At 60.2% G+C, this 12,668-nt stretch carries 15 protein-coding genes; 9 read left to right on the top strand and 6 right to left on the bottom strand.

The features are described 5' to 3' along the window. Positions 1-99 precede the first annotated feature (99 nt). From AK821_RS10015 to AK821_RS10025, 3 genes are all read left to right on the top strand, one after another. Positions 100-384, top strand: coding sequence for a hypothetical protein (locus tag AK821_RS10015; protein WP_038359149.1), 285 nt, complete (start codon positions 100-102; stop codon positions 382-384). Between the two features lie 253 nt (positions 385-637). Next, positions 638-883 carry a TIGR02647 family protein gene (locus AK821_RS10020; protein WP_008084565.1) on the top strand — a complete coding sequence of 82 codons (246 nt, stop codon included), beginning with the start codon at positions 638-640 and terminating at the stop codon, positions 881-883. 182 nt (positions 884-1,065) lie between these two features. Further along, positions 1,066-3,909 (top strand): class I adenylate cyclase, encoded by a 2,844-nt coding sequence (locus tag AK821_RS10025; protein WP_064389520.1) that lies wholly within the window; start codon positions 1,066-1,068, stop codon positions 3,907-3,909. Between the two features lie 7 nt (positions 3,910-3,916). Here the strand turns inward: AK821_RS10025 and rnk are convergent, their stop codons facing one another. The 3 genes from rnk to cyaY all read right to left on the bottom strand — a co-directional run bounded on the left by rnk (position 3,917) and on the right by cyaY (position 5,116). Further along, on the bottom strand, positions 3,917-4,336 hold the full coding sequence (gene rnk, locus AK821_RS10030) for a nucleoside diphosphate kinase regulator (protein WP_053124969.1): 420 nt from the start codon (positions 4,334-4,336) through the stop codon (positions 3,917-3,919). A gap of 221 nt (positions 4,337-4,557) precedes the next feature. Further along, positions 4,558-4,779 carry a DUF1289 domain-containing protein gene (locus AK821_RS29420; RefSeq protein ID WP_082355427.1) on the bottom strand — a complete coding sequence of 74 codons (222 nt, stop codon included), beginning with the start codon at positions 4,777-4,779 and terminating at the stop codon, positions 4,558-4,560. Between the two features lie 4 nt (positions 4,780-4,783). After that, a complete protein-coding gene (gene cyaY / locus AK821_RS10035) occupies positions 4,784-5,116 on the bottom strand; it encodes an iron donor protein CyaY (protein ID WP_007911100.1) in 333 nt (110 codons plus the stop codon). A 328-nt stretch (positions 5,117-5,444) separates the two neighbouring features. Between cyaY and lptM the strand changes: the two genes are divergently transcribed. From lptM to AK821_RS10060, 6 genes are read left to right on the top strand one after another with little or no spacing between them, the layout of a single operon-like run. Then, positions 5,445-5,618, top strand: coding sequence for an LPS translocon maturation chaperone LptM (lptM, locus tag AK821_RS29425; protein ID WP_007911098.1), 174 nt, complete (start codon positions 5,445-5,447; stop codon positions 5,616-5,618). Between the two features lie 9 nt (positions 5,619-5,627). Further along, on the top strand, positions 5,628-6,875 hold the full coding sequence (lysA, locus tag AK821_RS10040; protein ID WP_064389521.1) for a diaminopimelate decarboxylase: 1,248 nt from the start codon (positions 5,628-5,630) through the stop codon (positions 6,873-6,875). Positions 6,876-6,878: 3 nt separating this feature from the next. Then, the gene (gene dapF / locus AK821_RS10045; RefSeq protein ID WP_064389522.1) at positions 6,879-7,709 is read left to right on the top strand and encodes a diaminopimelate epimerase; all 831 of its coding nucleotides are present in this window, start codon (positions 6,879-6,881) and stop codon (positions 7,707-7,709) included. Between the two features lie 13 nt (positions 7,710-7,722). After that, the gene (locus tag AK821_RS10050; RefSeq protein ID WP_064389523.1) at positions 7,723-8,448 is read left to right on the top strand and encodes a DUF484 family protein; all 726 of its coding nucleotides are present in this window, start codon (positions 7,723-7,725) and stop codon (positions 8,446-8,448) included. 2 nt (positions 8,449-8,450) lie between these two features. Beyond that, complete coding sequence (xerC, locus tag AK821_RS10055; RefSeq protein ID WP_064389524.1) at positions 8,451-9,350, top strand: tyrosine recombinase XerC; 900 nt, start codon at positions 8,451-8,453, stop codon at positions 9,348-9,350. Beyond that, the gene (locus AK821_RS10060) at positions 9,347-10,051 is read left to right on the top strand and encodes an HAD family hydrolase (RefSeq protein ID WP_064389525.1); all 705 of its coding nucleotides are present in this window, start codon (positions 9,347-9,349) and stop codon (positions 10,049-10,051) included. The genes xerC and AK821_RS10060 overlap by 4 nt, the downstream gene beginning before the upstream one ends. Positions 10,052-10,247: 196 nt before the next feature. Here AK821_RS10060 and sutA read toward each other — a convergent pair whose 3' ends face one another. The 3 genes from sutA to AK821_RS10075 form a co-directional block, all read right to left on the bottom strand. Further along, complete coding sequence (gene sutA / locus AK821_RS10065; protein WP_007920420.1) at positions 10,248-10,574, bottom strand: transcriptional regulator SutA; 327 nt, start codon at positions 10,572-10,574, stop codon at positions 10,248-10,250. 102 nt (positions 10,575-10,676) lie between these two features. Continuing rightward, positions 10,677-11,102 carry a secondary thiamine-phosphate synthase enzyme YjbQ gene (locus tag AK821_RS10070; protein WP_064389526.1) on the bottom strand — a complete coding sequence of 142 codons (426 nt, stop codon included), beginning with the start codon at positions 11,100-11,102 and terminating at the stop codon, positions 10,677-10,679. 216 nt (positions 11,103-11,318) lie between these two features. Next, complete coding sequence (locus tag AK821_RS10075; RefSeq protein ID WP_064389527.1) at positions 11,319-12,656, bottom strand: ammonium transporter; 1,338 nt, start codon at positions 12,654-12,656, stop codon at positions 11,319-11,321. Between the last annotated feature and the right edge of the window lie 12 nt (positions 12,657-12,668).

Genomic DNA, 12,668 nt, shown 5'->3' on the forward strand with positions numbered 1-12,668 from the left:
GTGGGCAGTGCCTGTTTATAGATCGCCGGGGCAAATCCCGCCAGCAGCATCACGCCGCTGAATGCGGGTAAACTGGCGCCTTTCCATGAGGAGCCTGCCATGAGCGAGCCGACAGACATCGACAACGACGAAGAAGAGTTCACCGAGGCTACTTTGATCGAAGCCATCGAGAACCAGATCGAAAGCGACAACCCACCAGCAGCCAAAGCGACTTTCAACAAGCTGACACTGGTGGGTGTGGAGCGCGAAGAGATCCTCAATCTGATGGCGCATGTGCTGGCCTACGAGATTGACGCGATGCTTGATGAAGACCGTGCATTTGATACCGAATGGTACGAAGCGGCGTTGCGTGCATTGCCGGAATTACCGCCAGAAAAGCAGTAAGCCCCGATCCTGTAGGAGTGAGCCTGCTCGCGATAGCGTCCTGTCAGTGAAGACTATGCTGACAGGCACTCCGCTATCGCGAGCAGGCTCACTCTACAATGTTTGTAACGTATCCATCCAGCCAACTCCCGGGCCCCGACTACACTGGAATCCGCCTCAAGACAAAATCCCTGATCTGAGCACTGGACATGCCGCAAAAGCGGGTTCACCTTAGGGGCGCTGTCGTCCAATTCCTAGAAAGTCTGGAGTCCTTATGTCGCTTACCCCTGAGTTGGTTGCCGAACTGGAAGTCCTCGCACTCTTTCCCCTGGACAGTTCCCAGGAAGGTTTGAAAATTCATCAGACCGCTGCCCCGAAACATATTTCTGCCGCCAAACGCCTCTTTGAAAAAGACCTGACCGATCAGCCCGATGGCGGTTATCTGACCAGCCTCGGTCGCGACGCCGCACAAAATGTGCAAACCGTGCTGACCATTCTGAGAGAGCAGGAAACCGCCTGATCCTCCCCGACTTTGCCCACGGGAACTCCTGCCACGGGATTTCCGCGGGCCTGCCCGGTCGCTCGCGATAGAAATCTGACGTCAAAAACAAATTCAGCTTAAAAGTCCCGCTGCGCTAAGGCTAAACTGCCTGACATTCCGAGACCCTCTACGTCCGAGCCTGCGAGCCGGTTTGAGCTGACATGACGCGCACCCACGAAATCCGCCCTGACCTGGACGAAGGTATCGACCGCAAGGTCCTCAGCCAGCTGCGCGCACGCTTTCTCAAACTCAATGAAGGCCGCCTCGGCCGCGCCCTTGAAGGCCTGTCGACACGCCAACAGAGCGTGTTGACGCTGTTGCCGCTGTTCTTCCACGTCAACCATCCGCTGCTGCCGGGTTATGTCTCGGGCAGTACACCGGCCGGAGTGTCCAATTACGAGCCGGACGCCGATGCGCTTGTCGAAGCTCAGCGCCTGACCCGTTCGTTTTCCTACAAGCCGCGCCATGGCAGCAATCCGCCGCGACCGATTCATGGCCTTTTCCTGATGGGCAGCCTTGGCACGCTGGCGCAGGCCGATCAAAGCGACATGGACGTGTGGGTTTGCCACGCGCCAGACCTAGGCGAAAACGAACTCGCCGAACTGAGCAAAAAATGTCAGTTGCTCGAAATCTGGGCGGCCAGCCAAGGTGCCGAAGCGCATTTCTTTCTCATCGACCCGGTGCGCTTCGTCAAAGGCGAACGCGACACCCAGCTCAGCTCGGAAAACTGCGGAACCACTCAGCACTATCTGCTACTGGACGAGTTCTACCGCACGGCGATCTGGCTGGCCGGGCGCACGCCGATCTGGTGGCTGGTGCCGGTCTACGAAGAAACCGCCTACGACCAATACACCCACACGTTGCTGTCGAAGCGTTTTATTCGGGCCGACGAAACCCTCGACCTCGGCCACTTGGCGACGATTCCGCCGGGCGAGTTCATTGGCGCCGGCCTGTGGCAATTGTTCAAGGGCATCGAGTCACCCTACAAATCGGTACTCAAACTGCTGCTGACCGAGGTCTACGCCAGCGAACACCCGCGCGTGCAGTGCCTGAGCCTGCGCTTCAAGAAAGCTGTGTTCGCCAATCAGCTCGATCTCGACGAGCTGGACCCGTACATGGTCGTGTACCGGCGCATCGAGGAATATCTGACTGCGCGCAATGAGCCGGAACGTCTGGAACTGGTGCGCCGCGCGCTGTACCTGAAGGTCAACCGCAAGCTCACCGGCAACAGCCGCACCCAAAGCTGGCAGCGTTCATTGCTGGAAAGGCTGGCCAGTGAATGGCATTGGGATCAGCGCCAACTCGCCCTGCTCGATAGCCGCAGCCAGTGGAAAGTCCGTCAAGTCAGCGCCGAGCGCCGCGCGCTGGTCAACGAACTGAATTACAGCTACCGCTTCCTGACCCAGTTCGCCCGTACCGAGCAGACTGTCAGCCTGATCAACAAGCGCGATCTCAACGTCCTCGGTCGCCGTCTCTACGCTGCGTTCGAACGCAAGGCCGACAAGGTCGAGTTCATCAATCCCGGTATCGCCCCGGATCTGGCTGAAGATACTTTGACCCTGGTGCAGTCGCGCAATAAAAAGGAACCGGGGCAAACTCAGTGGGGCCTCTACAACGGCAGCCTGACCGCGCTGGAGTGGGAACACTTCGCACCGATCAAGCGCAGTCGCGAGCTGCTCGAACTGCTGACCTGGTGCCACCGCAACGGCGTGATCGACAGCAGCACGCGACTGGCTCTGCATCCCGGCAACAGCGACCTGAGCGAGTTCGAGCTGTTCAACCTGCTCGGCAGCCTGCAGCAGTGCATCGCCCTGCCCTTGGCCACCGTGGCCGAAGAGCCGTTGCTGCGGGCCGCCGTGCCGAGTGAAGTGCTGATGCTGGTCAACGTCGGCGTCGACCCGCTCAAGCATCACCGCGACCTGAATATCCTGATGACCACCGAGCGCACTGACTCATTGAGCTACGCCGGTGTGCGCGAAAACCTCGTGCTGACGCTCGATCAGGTCACGCTCAACAGCTGGAACGAGGTGTTGGTCAACCGTTTCGACGGGCCTCACGCTTTGCTCGACTGCCTGCGCGACTACCTCAACAATCTGCCACGCGGACCGTTGCAGCCCTCGCTGAAAGTGCGCTGCTTCTGCCACAACCGCGCGCAATTCATCGCCCGCCGCGTCGAGGAAATCGTCGACACCGCGCAAAACCTGCTGCTCAGTGATTTGAACCACCGCTATTTGATTCAGGTGCAGCAGCACTATCACGTTTTGGAGTTGGTGCCGGGCCAGGTCAACCATGTCGCCCTCGCCACCCTGCCGGCGTTGCTGGATTACCTCGGTGAAGAGCAGCCGCGCTACAGCCCGCTGCATCTGGACCCGATGGCGCTGGAAGAACACGACCTCGCGCTGATCCTGCCGATGGGCCAGCCGGAATGCATTCAGGTGTTCTACCGGATCACCGAGCAGCAGGCCGAGCTGTACGTGCTGGATGAATTCAACGCGCTGTGGCAGCAGCATTTGCCGTACCACGACGAGCAGAGTCTGCTGGTGCCGCTGCAGCGTTTCCTGCAATCGATCCTGTTCCGCCGCGAAGCGGTGCTACCGATGGATGGCAGCGCGGAGGTGCGCCTCGACACTTTGTATTACCAGTTATTGCCTTCCGGCCAAGGGCGCGCACGACGAGTGGAAGTGCGACCAGCACCGCAGACGCCCGTGAACAAGCCGTTCTACGACGTGCAGGCGATCGTCGGCAAAGCCACACCGGGCGAAGTGCAGGTCACTTTGTATTGCAATCAACGGGAATTCAGCGAGCTGGAGCATGGCGACCAGCTGTTCAGCGTGGTCGCCCGGGAGATCGTCGAGCAGCGCCGCGAAAGCGAACGCTATCGCTGCTACATCACCGACCTCGACCTTTCGGGCCTGCTCGGTGATGGGCAGAGCTCAAGCAATCTGTATCTGCGCTACAAGGCTGACCTGGAGCGCGCCCTGAACGAGGCGCTCGAACAGGTCTGAGGCGGGGTTACTCGGGGAAGGCGCCACCGTTGGCCGGCTGCGACTCGACTTCGAGCAGGGTCAGCTTGAGGGTCTTGCCACCTGGAGCCGGCCAGTCGATGTGCTGACCGACTTTCAGGCCCAGCAGTGCGCTGCCGACGGGCGCCAGAATGGAGATCTTGCCTTCATCGGCGTTGGCATCCTTGGGGTAGACCAGCGTCAGGTGGTAATCCTTGCCACTGCCTTCTTCGCGGCAATGCACACGGGAATTCATGGTCACGACATCAGCGGGCACTTCATCGTGGCCGACCACGGTATCGGCGCGGTCCAGCTCGGTTTGCAGCGCAATCACGCCCGGCGCAGCCTGGTCTTTCTCGTTCAGGTTGTCGATCAGGCGCTCCAGACGTTGCACGTCCAGACGGGTAAGGGTGATGGAAGGTGCGGTCATGATCCGGGCAGACTCCTTTCTTCTGCACACAAAAAAAGCAAAACCCCGCCAAAAAAGACGGGGTTTTCACCAGGCCTCGATGGGTTGAGGCGTGTTCGGACACTATCACAGCTCAAAAAATATACAAGTCATCCACCCGGCCACCCCTGTAGGAGCTGCCGCAGGCTGCGATCTTTGCTTCTAAAGATTAAAGATCAAAAGATCGCAGCCTTCGGCAGCTCCTACATTGAGGAGTCGCGTCGGTCTGCGGCCTGAGCGCAGATGACCCGGCGGCGCTCGTCGTCCGCCGAGCGCCATTCGCGTATGTCTTCGACATGGCGGAAGCAGCCGAGGCAGACCTTTTGCTCGTCCAGTCGGCACACGCCGCTGCACGGCGAAGGCACTGCCGCGCTGACATTGCTGTAAAGCGGCTTCGGTGGACGAACGGGAGCGGTATCAGTCACGGAATCACAGACCTTCGAAATCGAATTCGGCGCCGGCCTGTTGCTTGACGATGCGCTCGAGCATTTCGCCCAGTTGCTCTTCGCTCTTGTCGCACATCCAGCGCTCGCTTTCTTCGTCGTAGTCGAAGTGGAAACCACCGGACACCGCCGCCAGCCACAGCTGACGCAGCGGCTCCTGACGGCTGAAGATCAGCTGCGAGCCGTTTTCGAACTTGACGGTGAGCACACCGGCCGAGTTCTCCATGTCGATATCCAGGTCGCTTTCATCAAAGATGTCTTCCAGTTTTTCCTGGGTTTCATCGACCAGATCGTGGAAACGGGCTTCGGACAAACTCATTGCGGCAACCTCAAAAAATGTCTGATCAGGCTCAAGCGCCGAAAGATACGGACGCTGCCGGCCGATTGCAAAGATTAACGACCAAGCACCCTGCCCCACGCCTGACACCCAACCCTTGTAGGAGTGAGGCTGCTCGCGATAGCGGTGTGTCAGTCAACATATATGTATCTGACACTCCGCTATCAGGAGCAGGCTCACTCCTACAGGAGATTGCGGCGGTTCGGGCAGCTTTGGGCAAGCCCCGCCGGACGGGAACCCCCTCGCATAGGCAAGCTGCCGGGTGGCCGGTATACTCCGGCGCAATTAACGCATTTTCAAGGATTTCGCCATGAAGCGCCTGATCTCTTCCCTTGCTGCGCTCGTCGCGGTTGCCTGCCTCGTTTCGGCCTGTGGTCAAAAAGGCCCGCTGTACCTGCCGGATGACGATCAGGACCCGGCCGAGCAAGCCCAGTCTTCGCAGAAGCAACCGTCCAAAGCACACAAGCACGACGTTTACCAATAAGGGATCGCCATGGACGCTTTTAACTACCGTGGCGGGGAACTGTTCGCGGAAGGTGTGGCGCTGTCCGCCATTGCCGATCGCTTCGGCACGCCTACTTATGTTTACTCGCGCGCACACATCGAAGCCCAGTATCTGGCTTACGCCGATGCCTTGGCCGGCATGCCGCACCTGGTCTGCTTTGCGGTCAAAGCCAACTCCAACCTCGGCGTGCTGAATGTCCTGGCCCGTCTCGGCGCCGGTTTCGACATCGTTTCCCGTGGCGAGTTGGAGCGCGTACTGGCTGCTGGCGGCAGCGCTGACAAGATCGTCTTCTCCGGTGTCGGCAAGACCCGTGACGACATGCGTCGCGCACTGGAAGTCGGCGTGCACTGCTTCAACGTCGAATCCACCGACGAGCTGGAACGCCTGCAAGTGGTCGCCGCCGAGCTGGGCGTTCGCGCCCCGGTATCGCTGCGGGTGAACCCGGACGTCGATGCCGGCACCCACCCGTACATTTCCACCGGTCTCAAAGAGAACAAGTTCGGCATCGCCATTGCTGACGCCGAAGACGTGTACGTGCGTGCCGCGCATCTGCCGAACCTGGAAGTGGTTGGCGTCGACTGCCACATCGGTTCGCAACTGACCACGCTGCCACCGTTCCTCGATGCCCTCGACCGTCTGCTGGATCTGGTCGATCGTCTCGGCGATTGCGGCATTCACCTGCGCCACATCGATCTCGGTGGTGGTTTGGGCGTGCGTTATCGCGATGAAGAGCCGCCATTGGCTGCCGATTACATCAAAGCCGTGCGCGAGCGTCTGAACGGTCGTGATCTGGCGCTGGTGTTCGAGCCAGGCCGTTTCATCGTTGCCAACGCCGGCGTGCTGCTGACTCAGGTCGAGTACCTCAAGCACACCGAACACAAAGACTTCGCCATCGTCGACGCAGCGATGAACGACCTGATCCGCCCGGCGCTGTATCAGGCGTGGATGGACGTTACGGCGGTCAAACCGCGTGACACCGCTGCGCGCAAATACGACATCGTTGGCCCGATCTGCGAAACCGGGGACTTCCTCGCCAAGGATCGCGAATTGGCCTTGGCCGAAGGCGATCTGCTGGCCGTGCATTCGGCCGGTGCCTACGGTTTTGTGATGAGCTCCAACTACAACACTCGCGGCCGCGCCGCCGAAGTGCTGGTAGATGGCGATCAGGTTTTTGAAGTGCGCCGCCGCGAAACCGTGGCCGAGCTGTTTGCCGGCGAAAGCCTGCTGCCGGAGTAACCCATGCTGCTGCGTTTTACTAAAATGCACGGCTTGGGCAATGACTTCATGGTTCTCGACCTGGTCAGCCAGCACGCGCATATTCAGCCAAAGCACGCCAAGCAATGGGGCGACCGCCACACCGGCATCGGTTTCGACCAGCTGCTGATCGTCGAGGCGCCGAGCAACCCGGACGTGGATTTCCGTTACCGGATTTTCAACTCCGACGGCTCGGAAGTTGAGCAGTGCGGCAACGGCGCGCGCTGCTTTGCGCGCTTCGTGCTCGACAAGCGTCTGACCGCGAAACGGCAGATCCGCGTCGAGACCAAGGGCGGCATCATCGAACTGGACGTGCGTAACGACGGCCAGATCGGCGTGAACATGGGCGCCCCGCGTCTGGTGCCAGCGGATATTCCGTTCGACGCGCCAGCGCAAGCCATCAGCTACCAGCTGGAAGTCGACGGCACCACGGTCGAACTGGCCGCCGTGTCGATGGGCAACCCTCACGCAGTGCTGCGCGTGCAGGACATCAACAGCGCACCGGTGCATGAACTGGGGCCGAAAATCGAACACCATCCGCGCTTCCCCGCGCGAGTGAATGTTGGTTTTCTCCAGGTCATCGACCGCAACCGCGCGCAACTGCGCGTCTGGGAACGTGGCGCCGGGGAAACCCAGGCCTGCGGCACCGGCGCGTGTGCAGCGGCTGTCGCTGCGATCAGCCAGGGGTGGATGGATTCGCCACTATTGATCGACCTGCCAGGCGGGCGTCTGTCCATTGAATGGGCGGGCCCTGGCCAACCGGTGCTGATGACCGGTCCGGCAGTGCGTGTATACGAAGGACAAGTACGTCTTTGAGTGAGCAGAAACCATGACCGATAAGCCTCAGGTACCCGCCCGACAGTCCGACGAATCAGCGTCCGAGAGCCTGGAGGCGGCAGCGGTTGCCGCATACCTCGAGGCGCATCCGGACTTCTTCGTCGAGCACGAAGAACTGCTGCCTGCACTGCGCATTCCGCACCAGCGTGGCGATACCGTTTCGTTGGTTGAGCGGCAGATGACCATTCTGCGCGACCGCAACATCGAGATGCGTCATCGCCTCTCGCAGTTGATGGACGTCGCCCGCGACAACGATCGCCTGTTCGACAAGACCCGTCGCCTCATTCTTTCCTTGATGGATGCCAGCAGCCTCGAAGACGTGGTGATCAGCGTCGAAGACAGTCTGCGCCAGGACTTTCAGGTGCCTTTTGTCAGCCTGATCCTGCTCGGGGACAACCCGGCGCCGGTCGGTCGTTGGGTGACCCACGCCGACGCCCAAGTCGCTATCGGCGGTCTGCTCACCGAAGGCAAAAGCGTCAGCGGCACCCTGCGCGAGCACGAGCTGGATTTCCTCTTCGGCGAAGAACAGCGCAAGCAGATCGGTTCCACTGCCGTCGTTGCGGTCAGCCATCAGGGTATCCATGGCATTCTGGCAATCGCCAGCCGTGATCCGCAGCACTACAAGAGTTCGGTCGGCACGCTGTTCTTGAGCTACATCGCCGAAGTCATGGGCCGCGTGCTGCCACGGGTCAACAGCTCCCTGCGCTCGGTACGCTGAACATGGAACGACAACTGGACGCTTACTGCGAACATCTGCGCAGTGAGCGGCAGGTGTCGCCGCACACACTGTCGGCCTACCGCCGCGACCTCGATAAAGTCCTCGGCTGGTGCATCAAACAGAACATCGGCAGCTGGGCAGCGCTGGATATTCAGCGTTTGCGCAGCCTGATAGCCCGCTTGCATGCGCAGGGCCAGTCTTCGCGCAGTCTCGCCCGATTGCTTTCGGCGGTGCGCGGGCTCTATCACTATCTGAATCGCGAAGGACTTTGCGACCATGATCCGGCGACCGGTCTGGCGCCGCCGAAAGGCGAGCGCCGCCTGCCGAAAACCCTCGATACCGACCGTGCGCTGCAGTTGCTTGAAGGTGCGGTCGAAGATGATTTTCTCGCACGGCGCGATCAGGCGATTCTGGAATTGTTCTACTCCTCCGGCCTGCGCCTTTCCGAACTGACCGGGCTCAATCTCGATCAGCTCGACCTCGCCGATGGCATGGTTCAAGTCCTCGGCAAGGGCAGCAAGACCCGACTGCTACCGGTGGGCAAAAAGGCCCGCGAAGCGCTCGCACAATGGCTGCCATTGCGGGCCATGACCAATCCGGCGGACGACGCTGTATTCGTCAGCCAGCAAGGTCGACGCCTCGGTCCACGAGCGATTCAGGTGCGGGTCAAACTGGCCGGTGAGCGTGAACTGGGGCAAAACCTGCACCCGCACATGCTGCGGCACTCCTTCGCCAGCCATTTGCTGGAGTCCTCGCAAGATCTGCGCGCCGTGCAGGAATTGCTCGGCCACTCGGACATCAAGACCACGCAGATCTACACCCACCTGGACTTCCAGCACTTGGCGGCGGTCTACGACAGCGCCCATCCACGGGCCAAACGCATGAAAGGCGACGATTCATGAGTATCCAGTTGATCACCTTCGACCTCGACGACACCCTCTGGGACACCGCGCCAGTGATCGTCAGCGCCGAAGCGGTATTGCGCGAATGGCTGAGCGAACATGCGCCGAATCTCGGCGCGGTGCCGGTGGAGCATTTGTGGGCGATTCGTGAGCAAGTGCTGGCCAATGAGCCGGGGCTGAAACATCGGATCAGCGCGCTGCGTCGGCGGGTGTTGTTTCATGCGATGGAAGACGCTGGGTACGCCCATGACGAAGCCACCGACCTGGCAGACAAGGGTTTTGAAGTGTTTCTGCATGCGCGGCATCAGATCGAAGTTTTTCCTGAAGTCGAGCCAGTGCTGGAAATTCTCGCCAATGATTACGCGCTTGGCGTAGTCACCAATGGCAATGCCGATGTGCGGCGATTGGGCCTGGCGGATTACTTCAAGTTTGCGCTGTGTGCGGAAGATATCGGCATCGCCAAGCCGGATGCGCGGTTGTTCCACGAGGCCTTGCAGCGCGGGGGCGCTACAGCCGAAACCGCTGTGCATATCGGCGATCATCCGGGTGATGACATTGCCGGGGCGCAGCAGGCGGGGTTGCGGGCGATCTGGTTTAACCCGGCGGGCAAGGTCTGGGAAGCGGAGCGCTTGCCGGATGCTGAAATCCGTAGCCTGACTGACTTGCCAGCCGTACTCGCGCGCTGGAATGCCCAGCACTGACCCTAAATTCACCTCATCCCCTGTGGGAGCTGGCTTGCCAGCGATGAGGCCAGCACATTCAACATCAATGTTGTCTGACAGGCCGCCATCGCTGGCAAGCCAGCTCCCACAGGGTCTGCCTCGTCTTCAAATGTTTATCCAGGCATGAAAAAGCCCGCAGCGACGGCGGGCTTTTTCAGCAAGCAAGCGGCACGCCTCAGATAGGGCGGCTACCGTACTTGTTGTCCGGCTTCTTCGGAGGATCGGCGACCACATTGGCCTCCACTTCCTGAACCTTGCCGCCGCGAGACAGGAATTCTTCCATGGCCTTGGCCAGGGCGTCGCGCTCCTTGTTCTTGGCTTCAATGCTCGGCAACTCGTCTACCGACACCGCAGCCTTGGCTTTGCCTTTGGCAGCCGGGGCCGGCGTATCGTCGCCGCCATCGTCATCGGCAACGTCTTCCGCTGCCGCTTCCAGGCCTTCCTCGGCCTCGTCTTCGTCGCCTACTTCGAGGTCGTCGTTTTCCAGATCATCGTCGCTCATGTTCTACCTCATGACTTGCGAAAAGCAGATTAGTTATAGACCAGCTTTGGCAACTGTCGAAAGTCGCCGTTAAAAAATCAGTAACCATTGATGACCAACGGTTTACGCCCCATCACCGTGCAAGGTGGCGAGGACTTTTCGAGCACCGCCATGATCACGGTGCTCGCCCAGATAAACGCCTTGCCAGGTCCCCAGTGCCAGACGGCCTGCCGAAACCGGCAGACTGACCTGGCAACCAAGCACGCTGGCCTTGAAGTGCGCCGGGAGGTCGTCCAGGCCTTCGTCGTTATGCTCATAGCCGTCTGTTCCTTGTGGGATCAGACGATTGAAAAATCGTTCGAAGTCGCGACGGACCGCCGGATCGGCGTTCTCGTTGATGGTCAACGACGCCGAGGTATGCTGCAGCCACAAATGCAACAGACCGACCCGGCACTCCCTGAGTTCAGGCAGCCCCGCGAGTAACTCGTCCGTTACCAGATGAAAGCCCCGGGGCCGTGCCCGCAGGGTTATCAGAGTCTGTTGCCACATACAGTTCTCCGCACGTTCGGGGCGCATTCTAGCGCGCTCTGGGAAAAAACAAAGGCCCTAATATTCGCTCAATGATGTAAGCCATTGGCCGGTGAAAAACCGCCGTCGTAAACACGACTAAAGGCGTACGAAAAATCCTTTCAGCTTCTCTCTCAATGACAAATTCCAGACAAAAAAATGCCCGGCGAACCGGGCAAGTTTTTTTGATGCGCGTACTTACAGGTTGTAGCCGCGTTCGTTGTGTTGTGCCAGATCGAGACCGACCGACTCTTCTTCCTCGGTCACACGCAGACCCATCACGGCGTCCAGGACTTTGAGGATGATGAAGGTGACGATCGCGGTGTAGATCACCGTGAAGCCCACGCCTTTGACCTGAATCCACACTTGCGCACCGATATCGGTAACGGTGCCGAAGCCACCCTGAGCGGGAGCTGCAAACACACCGGTCAGAATCGCACCGAGGATACCGCCGATACCGTGCACGCCGAACGCGTCCAGGGAATCGTCATAACCGAGTTTGCGTTTCAGGGTGGTGGCGCAGAAGAAGCACACCACACCTGCGGCCAGACCGATCACCAGTGCGCCCATCGGGCCCACGGTGCCGGCTGCCGGAGTGATCGCCACCAGACCGGCAACCACACCCGAGGCGATGCCCAGTGCGCTTGGCTTGCCGTGGGTGACCCACTCGGCAAACATCCAGCCCAGCGCGGCCGCAGCGGTAGCGATTTGAGTGACCAGCATCGCCATGCCGGCGGTGCCGTTGGCCGCCGCTGCGGAACCGGCGTTGAAGCCGAACCAGCCGACCCACAGCATCGCCGCGCCCATCAGGGTGTAACCGAGGTTGTGCGGAGCCATCGGGGTGGTCGGGAAGCCTTTACGCTTGCCCAACACCAGGCAGGCAATCAGGCCGGCCACACCAGCGTTGATGTGCACCACGGTGCCGCCCGCGAAGTCGAGCACGCCCCAGTCCCACATCAGGCCGCCGTTGCCGGACCAGACCATGTGCGCGATCGGTGCATATACCAGGGTGAACCAGATAGCCATAAAGATCAGCATCGCGGAGAACTTCATCCGCTCGGCGAACGCACCGACGATCAGCGCCGGGGTGATGATCGCGAAGGTCATCTGGAAGGTGATGAACACCGCCTCAGGGAACAACGCCGCAGGACCAGTCAGGCTCGAAGGCGTGACACCGGCGAGGAACGCCTTGCCCATGCCGCCGAAGAACGAGTTGAAATTGACGACGCCCTGCTCCATACCGGTGGTGTCGAACGCAATGCTGTAGCCATAAATGACCCACAGGATGCTGATCAGACCGGTAATGGCGAAGCACTGCATCATCACGGAAAGAATGTTTTTCGAGCGAACCATGCCGCCGTAGAACAGCGCCAGGCCGGGGATGGTCATGAACAGCACAAGTGCCGTCGAGGTGAGCATCCAGGCAGTGTCGCCGGAATTGAGGACCGGGGCCGCCACTTCGTCTGCCGCCATTGCAAGGCTTGGCATTACGATAGACAACAGGGCTCCTAGCCCTGCGAATTTACGCAGAGTCATATTGTTTTCTCC

The sequence above is a fragment of the Pseudomonas sp. RIT-PI-r genome, from assembly GCF_001297015.1.
GTDB lineage: Bacteria > Pseudomonadota > Gammaproteobacteria > Pseudomonadales > Pseudomonadaceae > Aquipseudomonas.

Excerpts from the sequence above, each read along its gene's own strand:
- rnk (WP_053124969.1), bottom strand. The coding sequence starts at position 4,336 with ATGACCGCACCTTCCATCACCCTTACCCGTCTGGACGTGCAACGTCTG.
- AK821_RS10020 (WP_008084565.1), top strand. The coding sequence starts at position 638 with ATGTCGCTTACCCCTGAGTTGGTTGCCGAACTGGAAGTCCTCGCACTC.
- dapF (WP_064389522.1), top strand. The coding sequence starts at position 6,879 with ATGCTGCTGCGTTTTACTAAAATGCACGGCTTGGGCAATGACTTCATG.
- xerC (WP_064389524.1), top strand. The coding sequence starts at position 8,451 with ATGGAACGACAACTGGACGCTTACTGCGAACATCTGCGCAGTGAGCGG.
- lysA (WP_064389521.1), top strand. The coding sequence starts at position 5,628 with ATGGACGCTTTTAACTACCGTGGCGGGGAACTGTTCGCGGAAGGTGTG.
- AK821_RS10075 (WP_064389527.1), bottom strand. The coding sequence starts at position 12,656 with ATGACTCTGCGTAAATTCGCAGGGCTAGGAGCCCTGTTGTCTATCGTA.
- AK821_RS10050 (WP_064389523.1), top strand. The coding sequence starts at position 7,723 with ATGACCGATAAGCCTCAGGTACCCGCCCGACAGTCCGACGAATCAGCG.
- AK821_RS10025 (WP_064389520.1), top strand. The coding sequence starts at position 1,066 with ATGACGCGCACCCACGAAATCCGCCCTGACCTGGACGAAGGTATCGAC.
- AK821_RS10015 (WP_038359149.1), top strand. The coding sequence starts at position 100 with ATGAGCGAGCCGACAGACATCGACAACGACGAAGAAGAGTTCACCGAG.
- AK821_RS10060 (WP_064389525.1), top strand. The coding sequence starts at position 9,347 with ATGAGTATCCAGTTGATCACCTTCGACCTCGACGACACCCTCTGGGAC.
- lptM (WP_007911098.1), top strand. The coding sequence starts at position 5,445 with ATGAAGCGCCTGATCTCTTCCCTTGCTGCGCTCGTCGCGGTTGCCTGC.
- cyaY (WP_007911100.1), bottom strand. The coding sequence starts at position 5,116 with ATGAGTTTGTCCGAAGCCCGTTTCCACGATCTGGTCGATGAAACCCAG.
- AK821_RS10070 (WP_064389526.1), bottom strand. The coding sequence starts at position 11,102 with ATGTGGCAACAGACTCTGATAACCCTGCGGGCACGGCCCCGGGGCTTT.
- sutA (WP_007920420.1), bottom strand. The coding sequence starts at position 10,574 with ATGAGCGACGATGATCTGGAAAACGACGACCTCGAAGTAGGCGACGAA.